General features: G+C 68.7%; 14 protein-coding genes. 5 read left to right on the top strand and 9 right to left on the bottom strand.

From position 1 onward, the window contains the following. Positions 1-90 precede the first annotated feature (90 nt). The 4 genes from D0C15_RS17445 to D0C15_RS17430 form a co-directional block, all read right to left on the bottom strand. A complete protein-coding gene (locus D0C15_RS17445) occupies positions 91-936 on the bottom strand; it encodes a hypothetical protein (RefSeq protein ID WP_116046583.1) in 846 nt (281 codons plus the stop codon). After that, on the bottom strand, positions 933-1,511 hold the full coding sequence (shbA, locus tag D0C15_RS17440) for an RNA polymerase sigma factor ShbA (RefSeq protein WP_116046581.1): 579 nt from the start codon (positions 1,509-1,511) through the stop codon (positions 933-935). The genes D0C15_RS17445 and shbA overlap by 4 nt, the downstream gene beginning before the upstream one ends. Before the next feature lie 109 nt (positions 1,512-1,620). Then, entirely contained in the window at positions 1,621-2,580 is a 960-nt protein-coding gene (locus tag D0C15_RS17435) for an electron transfer flavoprotein subunit alpha/FixB family protein (protein WP_116046578.1), read from the bottom strand. A gap of 30 nt (positions 2,581-2,610) precedes the next feature. Further along, positions 2,611-3,396 (bottom strand): electron transfer flavoprotein subunit beta/FixA family protein, encoded by a 786-nt coding sequence (locus D0C15_RS17430; protein ID WP_116046576.1) that lies wholly within the window; start codon positions 3,394-3,396, stop codon positions 2,611-2,613. A 264-nt stretch (positions 3,397-3,660) separates the two neighbouring features. Between D0C15_RS17430 and D0C15_RS17425 the strand changes: the two genes are divergently transcribed. The 4 genes from D0C15_RS17425 (at position 3,661) to D0C15_RS17410 (ending at position 7,083) form a co-directional block, all read left to right on the top strand. Then, complete coding sequence (locus tag D0C15_RS17425) at positions 3,661-4,497, top strand: DegV family protein (protein ID WP_116046573.1); 837 nt, start codon at positions 3,661-3,663, stop codon at positions 4,495-4,497. Positions 4,498-4,572: 75 nt separating this feature from the next. Then, positions 4,573-4,761 (top strand): hypothetical protein, encoded by a 189-nt coding sequence (locus tag D0C15_RS17420; RefSeq protein ID WP_116046571.1) that lies wholly within the window; start codon positions 4,573-4,575, stop codon positions 4,759-4,761. Between the two features lie 49 nt (positions 4,762-4,810). Continuing rightward, positions 4,811-5,596: a class I SAM-dependent methyltransferase gene (locus D0C15_RS17415; protein ID WP_116046568.1), complete on the top strand. Its 786-nt coding sequence runs from the start codon at positions 4,811-4,813 to the stop codon at positions 5,594-5,596. After that, complete coding sequence (locus D0C15_RS17410) at positions 5,593-7,083, top strand: 1,4-alpha-glucan branching protein domain-containing protein (RefSeq protein ID WP_116046565.1); 1,491 nt, start codon at positions 5,593-5,595, stop codon at positions 7,081-7,083. The genes D0C15_RS17415 and D0C15_RS17410 overlap by 4 nt, the downstream gene beginning before the upstream one ends. A gap of 147 nt (positions 7,084-7,230) precedes the next feature. On the opposite strand, the gene D0C15_RS17405 is transcribed toward D0C15_RS17410, so the two are convergent. Genes D0C15_RS17405 through D0C15_RS17395 form a run of 3 tightly spaced genes read right to left on the bottom strand, consistent with a single transcriptional unit; the run spans position 7,231 to position 8,523 of the window. Next, positions 7,231-7,434, bottom strand: coding sequence for a cytochrome c-type biogenesis protein (locus D0C15_RS17405; RefSeq protein ID WP_116046563.1), 204 nt, complete (start codon positions 7,432-7,434; stop codon positions 7,231-7,233). Between the two features lie 32 nt (positions 7,435-7,466). Then, the gene (locus D0C15_RS17400) at positions 7,467-7,664 is read right to left on the bottom strand and encodes a DUF397 domain-containing protein (protein ID WP_116046560.1); all 198 of its coding nucleotides are present in this window, start codon (positions 7,662-7,664) and stop codon (positions 7,467-7,469) included. Continuing rightward, complete coding sequence (locus D0C15_RS17395) at positions 7,597-8,523, bottom strand: helix-turn-helix domain-containing protein (RefSeq protein ID WP_116046557.1); 927 nt, start codon at positions 8,521-8,523, stop codon at positions 7,597-7,599. Before D0C15_RS17395 ends, D0C15_RS17400 begins: the two co-directional genes overlap by 68 nt. A 319-nt stretch (positions 8,524-8,842) precedes the next feature. On the opposite strand from D0C15_RS17395, the gene D0C15_RS17390 reads away from it, so the two are divergent. After that, positions 8,843-10,096: a glycosyltransferase family 4 protein gene (locus tag D0C15_RS17390; RefSeq protein ID WP_116046555.1), complete on the top strand. Its 1,254-nt coding sequence runs from the start codon at positions 8,843-8,845 to the stop codon at positions 10,094-10,096. A 7-nt stretch (positions 10,097-10,103) separates the two neighbouring features. Here the strand turns inward: D0C15_RS17390 and D0C15_RS34155 are convergent, their stop codons facing one another. Further along, positions 10,104-10,250 (bottom strand): hypothetical protein, encoded by a 147-nt coding sequence (locus tag D0C15_RS34155; protein WP_162830112.1) that lies wholly within the window; start codon positions 10,248-10,250, stop codon positions 10,104-10,106. Positions 10,251-10,721: 471 nt separating this feature from the next. Continuing rightward, positions 10,722-12,362: a malate synthase A gene (gene aceB / locus D0C15_RS17385; protein ID WP_116046553.1), complete on the bottom strand. Its 1,641-nt coding sequence runs from the start codon at positions 12,360-12,362 to the stop codon at positions 10,722-10,724. Positions 12,363-12,472 lie beyond the last annotated feature (110 nt).

Genomic DNA, 12,472 nt, shown 5'->3' with positions numbered 1-12,472 from the left:
GCAGCCAGGGCGCAACGCAAAGAGGACACATCGGACGGAAATGCGACCGAACGGTCCTGGGCCGATACGGCATTCGGCGCAGTGGCGGTCTCAGCCGGGTAACGGCGGAACGTTCAGCGTGGGAGCGGGAACGTCGGGTTCGACCGGCACCGCGGTGAGCGCGGGGGGAGCCACCTCGCCGGTGTCCGGCGCGGGCACGACGTTGCGCTCCGGCGGGACCGTCGCGCGCGCCGGGCTACGGGCGGGTGCGGCGGTCGACGGCACCGCCTCGGTCGGAACGGCGGGTGCAGACCGCTCGCCGCCCGGCGGTACCTCAACACGCGTTTGCGGAGCGGGGCGGTCGACCTCGATGGCGACGATCAGTACGCGCAACTGCTCGACCTCGGTACGCAAACGTTGTGCCACAGCGGGTTCGCGGACCTCGGTGAGCAGAGCGCTCGCCTCGTCGAGCAGGCGGTCCGCCTCCGCACCGCGTCCTTGGTCCAACGCGGCCCTGGCCGCACCGAGCGCCTGAACGACCGCGTCGGCAGCCGTTCTCGACTCGGCACGGTCCGGGTACAGGACGCGGGTGATCGGCCACAGCGGACTGTCCGATCCCGCGTTCGCCGCCGCGAGACTCGCACCGCCGAAGGCGACGACCGTGGCAGTGGCACCGGCCAGCACCGCGCGAGCCGCATGGCCACCGAACCGGCGGGGCGGCACTTCGGGTGCGGGCAGCGCGGGCAGTGCGGACAGGGGCTCTCGGACATCGGCTTCCGTACCGTCAGGCAGAGCACGACGCCACTGTGCGAGCAGGTCCGCCACCGCGCCGGAGTCGGTATCGGCCTGCTGCTCACCCCGACTCAGTCGGTCCAGCAGCAGGTCATCGGCGGCCATGGTGGCCTCGTCCACCTCGTCCATGTCCCGGTGTGGGCCGGTCGAACCGAATGTGGTCACAGCGCCAGCACCTCCCCCGCCGCGTCCCGGGTCCACTCCCGCAGGCGGGCAAGCGCCCTCGACTGGGCCATCCGCACGGCCGAAGGGGTCATGCCGAGCACCGCGCCCACCTCGTCCGCGGAGAGACCAGCGGCGACCCGGAGCGCGATGATCTCGCGCTGTGTCTCGGGCAGGTGTTGCAGCAGTCCGGTGACGCGGCGGAACATGTCCGCCGCGACGGCGTGCCGCTCCGGGCCGGGGGCCTCGTCAGCGGGCTCGGCGACGGTGTCGACCGGCCGCACGAGCGCGAATCTGGCAGCGGCACGGTGGGCATCGGCGACCTTGTTGGCCGCGATGCCGTACACGAACGCGGCGAAGGGCAGGCCCCGGTCCTGATACCGGCGCAACGCCTGGAAGACGGCGAGGCACACCTCCTGCGCGACATCGTCGGGGGCGACATGGGTCGTGCCGGGCGGCCCGAGCCGGGCCCAGCAGTAGCGCAGCACTCCCGGCCGAATCGCCGTCAGCAACTCCGCGGCGGCGTCGCGCTCACCACGAGTTGCCCGCCGCACGACGTCATCGTCGAGCTCCGCCATCGTGTCAGCCTCCGGCCAAGCTCGGCAAAAAACAAGACACGAAAACGGTCAGGGCCACCCCGTGTCATCGCGGGTGGCCCTGACCGTGCTTGCGTTTACCGGCGCGCGATCAGCCCTTGCGCGCGGCGATCGCCTCGGCGAGCTGCGGTGCGACGTTGAACAGGTCGCCGACGACACCGAAGTCCGCGATCTCGAAGATCGGCGCCTCCGGGTCCTTGTTCACGGCGACGATCGTCTTCGACGTCTGCATACCGGCCCTGTGCTGGATCGCACCGGAGATGCCGAGCGCGACGTACAGCTGCGGCGAGACGGTCTTTCCGGTCTGGCCCACCTGGAACTGGGCCGGGTAGTAACCGGAGTCGACTGCCGCACGCGAGGCGCCGACGGCGGCACCGAGCGAGTCCGCCAGCTTCTCGATGACCTCGAACTTCTCGGCCGAGCCGACACCGCGACCGCCGGAGACGACGATCGAGGCCTCGGTCAGCTCGGGACGGTCGCCACCGACGACCGGCTCGATGCCGGTGATCTTGGCGGACTTGGCGGCGTCCACAGCGGGAAGCTCGACGGTCTCCTCCGCGGCGGCACCGTCGGCCTGCGTGGCCTCGACGCTACCGGGGCGCACCGAGATGACCGGGGTGCCCTTGGCGGCCTTGGACTTCACCGAGAACGCGCCACCGAAGATGGACTGCTCGGTCGTGGCGTCGGAGTTGACGTCGACGACGTCGTAGAGCAGACCGGAGCCGATCCGGATGGCGAGCCGCCCGGACACCTCCTTGCCCTCGGCGGACGCGGCGACGACGATCGCGGCAGGCGAGGCCTGCTCCACGAGCGCGGCGAGCGCGTCGACCTTCGGAGTCACCAGGTAGCTACCGGCGTCGTCGGACTCGGCGACGTAGACCTTCGCCGCGCCGTAGGACGCGAGCGACTCCTTCACCTTGCCTGCGGTGCCGGGCGCGCCGACCACGACGGCCGAGGGCTCGCCGAGCTCGCGGGCCGCGGTCAGCAGCTCGTAGGTGACCTTCTTGACCTCACCGTCGACATGGTCGACGAGGACGAGTACTTCAGCCATTCTTTACTCCTCGAGGAATGTCGAACCGGATCAGACGAGTTTCTGGGACACGAGGTACTCGACGACCTTGGTGCCGCCGTCGCCCTCGTCCTCGACCCGCTGACCCGCCTCGCGCGGCGGCTTCGGGGAGGCCTCGAGCACGCTGGACCAAGCGTTGTCCAGGCCCACCTCACCCGCGTCGACGCCGAGGTCGGCGACGGTGAGCTTCTCCACCGGCTTCTTCTTGGCGGCCATGATGCCCTTGAACGACGGGTAGCGCGGCTCGTTGATCTTCTCGCCGACACTGACCACCGCGGGCAGGTTCGCCTCGAGGTGGGTGATGCCGTCGTCGGTCTCCCGGTCGACCTTCACCGTGGAGCCCTCGACGCTGACCGTGCGGGCGTGGGTCAGCTGCGGCAGGCCGAGCACCTCGGCGAGCATGGCGGGAACGGCGCCGCCGCGGCCGTCGGAGGCCTCGTTGCCGGCGATGACGAGGTCGAAGCCCTCGACCTTGCCGATCGCGGCGGCCAGCACCTTGACGGTGGCGACGATGTCGGAGCCGTGCAGCCCCTCATCGGAGACGTGGATGGCCTTGTCGGCACCCATCGACAGCGCCTTGCGGATCGCGTCGGTCGCACGGTCGGGGCCCATCGAGATCACGGTGACCTCGCCCTCGCCTGCTTCCTTGATCTTCAGGGCCTCTTCGACGGCCTTCTCGTTGATCTCGTCGAGAACGGCGTCGGCGGATTCGCGGTCAAGCGTGTGGTCACCACTCGTGAGCTTGCGCTCCGAGTAGGTGTCCGGCACCTGCTTGACCAGAACGACGATGTTGGTCATGGGTCTACTTCGACCTCCCGTAACTGGAGCGCTCATGCACCCGGACAGGGCTCTACTGGCCGGTAGATTATGGGGTTTCCCCGCCGTTGGCCCGGCGAGGTGACCGCATTCACCTGGAATCACGATTTATTGGGACGATGGTCCCGGTAATTCTACGCCCAACACCCCTTTCGTTCGCGATGATCGTTACTTCTCGTGGTCCAGGGAGCCCGTTCGGGTGCGTGGCACTACTTCGACCGGGTGCATAAGAGTTAACCTCCGGTCGTGCCCGTAGCAGTTATCACCGACTCGACCGCCTGTTTGCCGGACCAGTTGGCCGCCCAATGGGGCATCAGCGTCGTACAGGTCCAGATCCACGTGAACGAGCGCACGGACGACGAGAACCGCTTCGACCGCGGCGAACTCATCGACCTCTTGCGCGGCGGCGCGGAGGTGTCGACGTCGCCACCCGACCAGGGGGCCTTCTTCTGGACCTACCAGCAGGCCGTCAGCCAGGGCGCCGACGCCATCGTCAGCCTGCACATCTCCGGCAAGCTCTCGGCGACCGTCGAGGCCGCTCGGGCCGCGGCTCAGCAGGTTCGCGTCCCCGTGCACGTGCTGGACAGCAGCACGACCGGGATGAGTCTCGGCTTCGCGGCACTGTCCGCCGCGCGGGCCGCCGCGGCGGGCGGGCACCCGAGACGGGTGATCGAGGCCGCCGAACGCAGGCTCTACGGCAGCGCCGAACTCATCTACGTCGACACACTCGAGTTCCTGCGCAGGGGTGGGCGGATCGGCACTGCCGCCGCGATGCTCGGTACGGCGCTGTCACTGAAACCACTGATCACCATCCGCGACGGGGAGGTCGCGCCCCTGTCCCGGGTCCCAGGCACGAAGCGGGCACTGACCAAGCTGGCGGACCTCGCGATCGAGTTCGCCGGCTCGCGCCCCGTGGACATCGCCATCGCCAGCGCGACGCCGTCCCAGCGGGAGATGGCGATGGTCCAGGTGTTCCGTGAACGAATTGTCGACCTCAGGGAAATCGTCCTCGTGCAGGGCAGTGCGGTGATCGGGGTGCACACCGGCCCCGGCGCACTGGGGATCACCATCTCGCCCGCCTGACGGGGCGGAACTGACAACCTCATCCCGACGTTGGAGAATGGTCAAGACCGAATCACTGGCGCCGGAAGGATCGACATGGCATCGCTTTTCAGCAAGGTGGCCCGCTTGGCCAGCAGCCCGCAGGGGCGCAGGGCCATCGCGCAGGCGAAGGAGTTCGCCAGCGACCCGCGCAGGCGCCAGCAGGCGAAGGACGCACTCAACAAGCTTCGCGACCGTGGCAAGGGCGGCAGCTCCGGCGGTGGCACCCCACCTCCGGCACGCTGACTGGCGGCACGGCGGGCGCGACCGCACCCTGCGGTTAGGGTTCCTACCTGTGAGTACCCCAGCCGCCGAGGCGTCCGCCCGCGCCGACGCCCTGCATCTGACCGGTGAGCGCACGGTTCCGGGCATCCCGGAGGAGAACTACTGGTTCCGCAGGCACGAGGCCGCTTATCTCGCGCTGCTGCCCTACTGCGCGGACGCGGTCGTGCTGGAGGCGGGCTGCGGGGAGGGCTACGGCGCAGGGCTCATCGCCAAGCACGCACAACGGGTGCTCGCACTCGACTACGACCAGCCGACCACCGTGCACGTGGCTCGGCGCTACTCCGGTATCGGCGTGGCCAGGGGAAACCTGGCGTTCCTTCCGGTGGCCACCGGAAGTATCGACGTCGTCGCGAACTTCCAGGTGATCGAGCACCTGTGGGACCAGGGCGGATTCCTCGCCGAATGCCACAGGGTGCTGAAGCCGGGCGGACGGCTCATCGTCACCACGCCCAACAGGCTCACCTTCACCCCGGACAGCGATACTCCGCTCAATCCCTACCACACACGAGAACTCGCACCGTCCGAACTGGACACTCTGTTGCGCGAGGCAGACTTCGACGTGGAACTGTTGCACGGCCTGCATCACGGCCCTGGGGTGCGGGCGCTGGACGAGCGGTACGGCGGGTCGATCATCGATGCCCAGCTTGAGGTCGTCATGGGGCAACTGCCCGGACAGGCCGTCTGGCCGGAGGCGTTGCTCGGCGACATCGCCGCCATCCGCGCGGAGGACTTCGCTGTGCACGGCGAGGACCTCGACGCGAGCCTGGACCTTGTCGCTGTGGCAGTGGCGCGATGAGCGGCTCGGAGGGCACGTTCTGCCTGGTGCTGCACAGTCACCTGCCGTGGCTGGCACACCACGGGTCCTGGCCCGTCGGCGAGGAGTGGCTGTACCAGTCGTGGGCGCATTCCTACCTGCCGGTGCTGGATCTGCTGCGGCGCTTCGCCGAAGAGGGCCGCAGGGACGTGCTCACCCTCGGGGTGACGCCGGTGCTGGCCGCACAGCTGGACGATCCGTACAGCTTGCGGGCGTTCCACGAGTGGCTCGGTACCTGGCGGCTGCGCACCGAGCACGCCGCAGGCCTCTGGCGCGGGCAGGACGCGCTGAGCGCACTCGCGGCCGACGAGCACCGAACCGCGACACGTGCCCTGGAGGACTTCGAAGCCCATTGGCGGCACGGGTTCTCCCCGATGCTGCGCTCCCTTGTGGACTCCGATGTGGTCGAACTGCTCGGCGGGCCGCTGGCACACCCCTTCCAGCCGTTGCTGGACCCACGGGTGCGCGACTTCGCCCTGCGCGGCGGGCTCGACGACACCCGCCTGCGGATCGGGCGCAGGCCCGAGGGCATCTGGGCGCCGGAGTGCGGCTACGCGCCGGGAATGGAGAACGGCTACAGCGCGGCCGGGGTGCGGCGGTTCCTGGTTGACGGCCCCTCGCTGCGCGGGGACACCTCGGCAGCGCGCACGGTCGGCTCCTCCGACGTCGTGTGCTTCGGGCGGGACCTGGAAGTGACCTACCGTGTCTGGTCACCCAAGGCCGGATACCCGGGACACGCGAACTACCGCGACTTCCACACCTGGGCGCACGAGGTCGGCCTCAAGCCGTCCCGGGTGACCGGCAAGACGGTGGAACCCGCCGACAAGGCACCGTACGAACCGGCGCTGGCGGCGGAAACCCTTGAGACGCATGTGAAGGACTTCGTGGACACGGTCGTCACCCGGCTGCGGTCCCTGCGTCAGCAGCACGGACGCGAGTCGCTGGTGGTCGCCGCGTACGACACCGAGTTGTTCGGGCACTGGTGGCACGAGGGACCAGCTTGGCTGGAGGGCATCCTGCGAGCACTGCCCGAGGCGGGGGTGCGGGTCACGACGCTGCGCGGCGCGCTGGAGGCCGGGCATCTCGGCGGCCCGGTGGACCTGCCCGCGTCCTCGTGGGGCTCTGGCAAGGACTGGCGGGTGTGGGACGGCGAGCAGGTCGCCGACATGGTGGCGGACAACACGGCGCTGCAGCAGAGGCTGCTGGCGGCACACGAGCGCACCGAACTGCGCGACCCGGTGCGCGATCAGGCGCTGCGCGAGGCGATGCTGGCGCTGTCGAGCGACTGGGCGTTCATGGTCACCAAGGACTCCGCTGCCGACTACGCCCGCCGCCGCGCCCAGGTCCACACGTCAAGATTCGACGAGCTGACGGCCCTCCAGCAGACCGACCCTCGCCGCGCCCTCTCCCGAGCGACCGCCCTCCGAGCCGAATCCCCCTTCGGCCACCTAGACGCCCGCACCCTCTAACCCGACTTTGCAGTTCCCGGGCCCGAGTTGGCAGTTCCCGGGCCCGAGTTGGCAGATCCCGGGGCCGAGTTGGCAGATCCGGGGTCAGAGTTGGCAGATCCCGGGGCCGAGTTGGCAGATCCGGGGTCAGAGTTGGCAGATCCGGGGTCAGAACGGTCCACCGAGGAACGGCCCCTGTTGGTTACCCGGGTTCCGACTCATCGTGTCCGGGTCAGTCTTGTAGACGTTCTCGGTGCGGCCACTGCGCGGGTCACCACCCAGCCGCGTCCCGCGCCTGCGCACGAGCACTTCGAGCACCCCGATGGCCACCAGCAGGAGCACCCCGGCGGTTATCCACAGCCAGATGGGCATAACTACCTCCCCGATAGTCGAAGCCCAAAACGCTACGGACGAACGGCGAGACCCGCCAGGAAAACGCCCCACCCGTGTCGATCGACCGTCAGCGCTCCGGCCGCGCGATCCTTCGTGTCTCGCACCCGCACCCCGGCCGGATCACACGCGACCTCGACACAGTCACCATTGCCCCCGGAGTAACTGCTCTTGCGCCAGGCCAGGCCGCCCGGCTCGTGCGCTGTCGTCATGGTTGTCTCGATCCCCGTAGAGTTCGACCGCCACGGCGGCGATCAATTCCCGGGATTGTCCCTCATCCAGCGCGGTTTCCGCGAGAGCGCGCAACACCTGGCGGTATGCGGCGACCTCCGCAGGTTCCTCGAGGAACAGCGTGGACGTCTCACTTTCCAGATACACGACCGGCGGAAACGCGGTGAACTCCATCAGCTTGAAATGCCCGGCCACTCCGGCATGGGCCCCGATGCTGCTCGGGACGACGCGCAGGGAGATCGCCGGACGCACGGACATCCGCAGCAGGTGATGCAACTGTTCGGACATCACCGCCGGGCCGCCGACCGGCAGCCGCAGCACGAACTCGTGCACGAAGAAGTTGAAGCGCGCAGGACGCGGCCGGACGAGCACGTTCCTGCGGCGCAACCGCGCGGCGACCCGGCTCTGTACCTCCGACCTCGGCACGTTCGCGGTCGCCGAGATCAGGGCCCGCGCGTAGTCGGCCGTCTGCAGCAGTCCGGGGACCATCGTCAGCTGGAAGTCCCGGATGCACACCGCCTTGTCCTCGTGGTCGATGAGCGTGCTCAGCTGCGTCGGCAACCGGGAGCCGAACTGCTGCAACCATCCCGGGGTGTCGAGATCGCCGCACAACCGGAGCAGCCGGTCGCGAGCCTCGCCGGTGACCCGGCACACCGCGAGGAACGAGGCGACGTCCAGCTGGGCTCCGCCACGTTTTCCGCTCAGCAGCCGGGAAATCCGGCTTTCCGACCAGCCCAGTGCACGCGCTGCGTCCGTACCGGTCAGCCCTGCCTTCTGCATCGCCGCACGCAGTCCCTCGCCGAGTTCCCTGCTGCGCACGGTCGTCTCGCGATCGCCCATGGGGCGAAACTAGAGGGAGCGCGGTGGTTGCCGGGCGGCCAAGCCGATTGTCCACCGGAACGGTGCACATCGTGTCCGGGGCGCAACTCCGGCCTGCTGTCCCCCGACCAGTGGCGGGAACTGCAAACTCGGCCACCGGAACTGCAAACTCGCGCCCGGGAACTGCAAACTCGGGTCAGGGGGTGCCGGCCAGATGCGTCCATGGCGTGCTCTGCAACTCAACGTTACTCGACATAAATCAACATTAGCGATCATCGGCGCCGAACGTGAGGGATGCCATGGCAGCAGTTGGACCGGCAGGTGCGAGGATCGACAGACCATGCGCGTATTGATGCTGTCCTGGGAGTACCCGCCAGTAGTGGTCGGCGGCCTGTCCCGGCACGTCCACGCGCTGGCCCGCCATCTCGTGCGCGACGGCCACGAAGTCGTCGTGTTGTGCCGGCATGTCGCGGGCACCGACGCCGAGACACACCCGACGACCGATCGGGTCGTGGAGGGTGTCCGAATCATCCGGGTCGCCGAGGACCCGATGCACGTCACCTTCGAACGCGATCTCGTCGCCTGGACCCTCGCGATGGGGCATGCGATGGTCCGCGCGGGAGCCGAACTGCTCCGAGGCTGGCGGCCTGAGGTCGTACACGCGCACGACTGGTTGGTCACCCATCCTGCGATCGCCCTCGCCGACGCCGCACAGGTGCCGCTGATCGGCACGATCCACGCGACCGAGGCAGGCAGGCATTCCGGCTGGCTCTCCCATCCGCTGAACCAGCAGGTTCATTCGGTGGAATGGTGGCTGGCCAATCGGGTCGATGCGCTCATCACCTGCTCACAGGCAATGCGGGTCGAGGTCGCGCACCTCTTCGAGGTCGATCCCGAAGAGATCACCGTCATCCACAACGGCATCGAGGAACGGGGCTGGCGGGTCACCGAGTCCGAGATCGCCGGTGCCCGCGAGGCACACAGTCCCGCAGGCGCTCCCCTGCTGCTCTACTTCGGCAGGCTGGAGTGGGAGAAGGGCGTGCAGGACCTGCTGGCCGCCATGCCCGGGATCCGCCGCGAGCACCCCGGAACCCGGCTTGTCGTCGCGGGCAAGGGCCGGCATCTGGAGGAACTGGTCGAGCAGTCGAAGAAGCTGCGGCTGCGCAGGGCGGTGGACTTCGTGGGGCACCTGTCCGACCGGGACCTGCGAGCCGTCCTCGCGGCGGCGGACGCCGTCGTACTGCCGAGCAGGTACGAACCGTTCGGGATCGTGGCACTCGAAGCAGCGGCAGCCAAGGCTCCGCTGATCGCGTCGACCGCGGGCGGGCTGGGAGAAGTGGTGATCGACGGCGAGACAGGCCTCGCCTTTTCGCCAGGAGACGTGCAGGCGATCGCGACGGCGGTCAACCAGGTGCTCGTCGACCCGGACGCCGCCGGAAGGCGGGCGCATACCGCGCAGTCCCGCCTTGCCGCCGACTTCGACTGGGGACAGATCGCCGCGGAAACCGCCGCGGTCTACCGCCGCACCCGAATCGGCGAGCCGGCGACCCTGGGACGTCCCAAGATCGCCACCGGCAACGCCTTCGAGCCCTAGGGCCGCATCAGAGCGGGCACCTGAGGCACTGCGCCACGGATACCGAGCTGGACAGATCGGCCTTGTCAGGACCGGCCGCGGCCAGCGCGGGAGTTGCTGCGCCGAACGTCAGCGCAAGGGCGGCGAGCATGGACAGAACAAATCGTGTCTTCATAGCCAGACTCCTCGAGAGGCAGGGAGAGGATCCGTAAGCGGAAGCATCGTTCGTCCGGCGCCGAGAAACAACCAGGGTTTCAGTAGGTATACGTACCGTATTCCGAAGTTGCTCCTTCTGAACTGATTCAGCCCCCCAGCCGGAGCAGTGGAGGCACCGCCACCCAGCGGTGTCCCTGCCGGAAATCGCACCTTTCCGCCCTCCATGCCCTGATTCGCCCCGGTCTCCCCCTCGCACTTTCCCGGGAAAGTGCGAGTCCTTCCTGGCGCGGGACCCCTCCGGGCCGCGCTTTCCCGGGAAAGTGCGATGCGATACGCACAACTAGTTGCGGGCGCACGTATCGCACTTTCCCGGGAAAGTGCGAGGAGCGAAGCGGGGCCGGACGGGTGGTCCCGTCCGGCCCCGAAGGCACGCTGTCCGACCAGCGTGACCGGTCTCCCTGTCAGGAGGGAGGGAGACCGGAGTCTCGGCTCAGCTCGCGGCGCCGGCGGGCTCGGTGAGGTATCGCGCGTAGGCACCAGTGGTGAAGAAGCTCGGCAGCTTCTCCCCGAGCGCGGTCTCAGCGAAGATCTCCCTGGCGTCGGCGAGCCGGTTGTCCGAGCCGAGATCGGCGCGCACTGCCGCGAACTCCTCCGCCAGCAACTGGTTCGCCAGTTCCAAGGTCACCGCTGTGCCATCGGTGAGCTTGGTGCCGTTGCGGATCCACTGCCAAACCTGGCACCTGGCGATCTCCGCGGTGGCAGCGTCCTCCATCAGCCCGGAGATCGCCGCCGCGCCCGTGCCGCGCAGCCAGGCGTCGATGTAGCGGAGCCCGACGTTGATATTGGCCCGCAGCCCCTGCTCGGTCACCTCGCCGCCACTGCTTGCGACGTTGAGCAGGTCCTCCGCGGTGACCACGACGTCGTCACGCAGCTTGCCCACCTGGTTCGGCCGGTCGCCGAGAACACCGTCGAACACCTCGCGGCACGTTCCGACCAGGCCTGGGTGCGCCACCCACGAGCCGTCGAAGCCGTCACCGGCCTCGCGCTCCTTGTCCTGGCGCACCTTGTTCAGTGCCGTGGCGTTCGCCTCGGGGTCCTTGCTCGGGATGAAGGCCGCCATCCCGCCGATCGCGTGCGCACCCCTGCGGTGGCAGGTGCTCACCAGCAGCTCGGTGTAGGCCCGCATGAACGGCACGGTCATCGTGACCTGTGCCCGGTCGGGCAGCACGAAGTCGGCCCCGTGCTCACCGAAGTTCTTGATGACGCTGAAGATGTAGTCCCAGCGGCCAGCGTTCAGGCCCGCGGCGTGCTCACGCAGCTCGTAGAGGATCTCGTCCATCTCGAAGGCCGCGGTGATCGTCTCGATCAGCACGGTCGCGCGGATGGTCCCCTGCGGGATACCGAGCTCCTGCTGGGCGAGACGGAACACGTCGTTCCACAGCCGCGCCTCGAGGTGGCTCTCCAGCTTCGGCAGGTAGAAGTACGGTCCGCTGCCCCTGGCGAGCAGCTGTCGCGCGTTGTGGAAGAAGTACAGTCCGAAGTCGACCAGGCTGGCCGAGACCGGGCGCCCGTCGATCCGGATGTGCTTCTCCACCAGGTGCCAGCCACGGGGACGGGCGACGATGGTGGCCGGGGTGTCCCCGACGCGGTACTGCTTGCCCGACTCCGTGGTGAAGTCGATGTTGCGGCGGATCGCGTCGTACAGGTTGATCTGACCGCCGACGACGTTCTGCCAGGTCGGCGCGGTGGCGTCCTCGAAGTCCGCCAGCCACACCTTCGCGCCGGAGTTGAGGGCGTTGACCGTCATCTTGCGGTCGGTGGGCCCGGTGATCTCGACCCTGCGGTCCTCCAGGCCTGGCGCGGCCCCGGTCACCTGCCAGTCGTCGTCCTCGCGGACGGATCGGGTCTCGGCAAGGAAACCGAGCGTCTCCTCCCCGGAGGCGAGCCGCTCGCGGCGCAGCCTGCGCGCATCGAGGAGCTCGCGACGACGACCGGCGAACTCGTTGTCCAGCCGAGCTACGAAGTCCAGCGCAGCCGGGGTCAGGATCTCGTCGAAGCGCTCCTGCGAGCGGTCGCCGGTGACCTGGATTCGTCCGGCCTTGTTGAAAAAGCCGTTGAGCTTGTCAGCCATGTCGTCCTCCGGGTGATCACTATCGAGGGGAGGGCGGGGAATTCGTCGACGGCTTCCTGGCGTCACGACGGGCCAGATGCGGGCGAGCCGGCGACGAATTCCCCGCTCAG

Origin of the sequence: Amycolatopsis palatopharyngis, from assembly GCF_003385185.1 — a bacterium.
Taxonomy (GTDB): domain Bacteria; phylum Actinomycetota; class Actinomycetes; order Mycobacteriales; family Pseudonocardiaceae; genus Amycolatopsis; species Amycolatopsis palatopharyngis.
The sequence above is the reverse complement of the archived record's forward strand: the minus strand, read 5'-3'. Positions and strand labels throughout refer to the sequence as shown.

Excerpts from the sequence above, each read along its gene's own strand:
- shbA (WP_116046581.1), bottom strand. The coding sequence starts at position 1,511 with ATGGCGGAGCTCGACGATGACGTCGTGCGGCGGGCAACTCGTGGTGAG.
- D0C15_RS17435 (WP_116046578.1), bottom strand. The coding sequence starts at position 2,580 with ATGGCTGAAGTACTCGTCCTCGTCGACCATGTCGACGGTGAGGTCAAG.
- D0C15_RS17430 (WP_116046576.1), bottom strand. The coding sequence starts at position 3,396 with ATGACCAACATCGTCGTTCTGGTCAAGCAGGTGCCGGACACCTACTCG.
- D0C15_RS17420 (WP_116046571.1), top strand. The coding sequence starts at position 4,573 with ATGGCATCGCTTTTCAGCAAGGTGGCCCGCTTGGCCAGCAGCCCGCAG.
- D0C15_RS17410 (WP_116046565.1), top strand. The coding sequence starts at position 5,593 with ATGAGCGGCTCGGAGGGCACGTTCTGCCTGGTGCTGCACAGTCACCTG.
- D0C15_RS17405 (WP_116046563.1), bottom strand. The coding sequence starts at position 7,434 with ATGCCCATCTGGCTGTGGATAACCGCCGGGGTGCTCCTGCTGGTGGCC.
- D0C15_RS17400 (WP_116046560.1), bottom strand. The coding sequence starts at position 7,664 with ATGACGACAGCGCACGAGCCGGGCGGCCTGGCCTGGCGCAAGAGCAGT.
- D0C15_RS17395 (WP_116046557.1), bottom strand. The coding sequence starts at position 8,523 with ATGGGCGATCGCGAGACGACCGTGCGCAGCAGGGAACTCGGCGAGGGA.
- D0C15_RS17390 (WP_116046555.1), top strand. The coding sequence starts at position 8,843 with ATGCGCGTATTGATGCTGTCCTGGGAGTACCCGCCAGTAGTGGTCGGC.
- D0C15_RS34155 (WP_162830112.1), bottom strand. The coding sequence starts at position 10,250 with ATGAAGACACGATTTGTTCTGTCCATGCTCGCCGCCCTTGCGCTGACG.
- aceB (WP_116046553.1), bottom strand. The coding sequence starts at position 12,362 with ATGGCTGACAAGCTCAACGGCTTTTTCAACAAGGCCGGACGAATCCAG.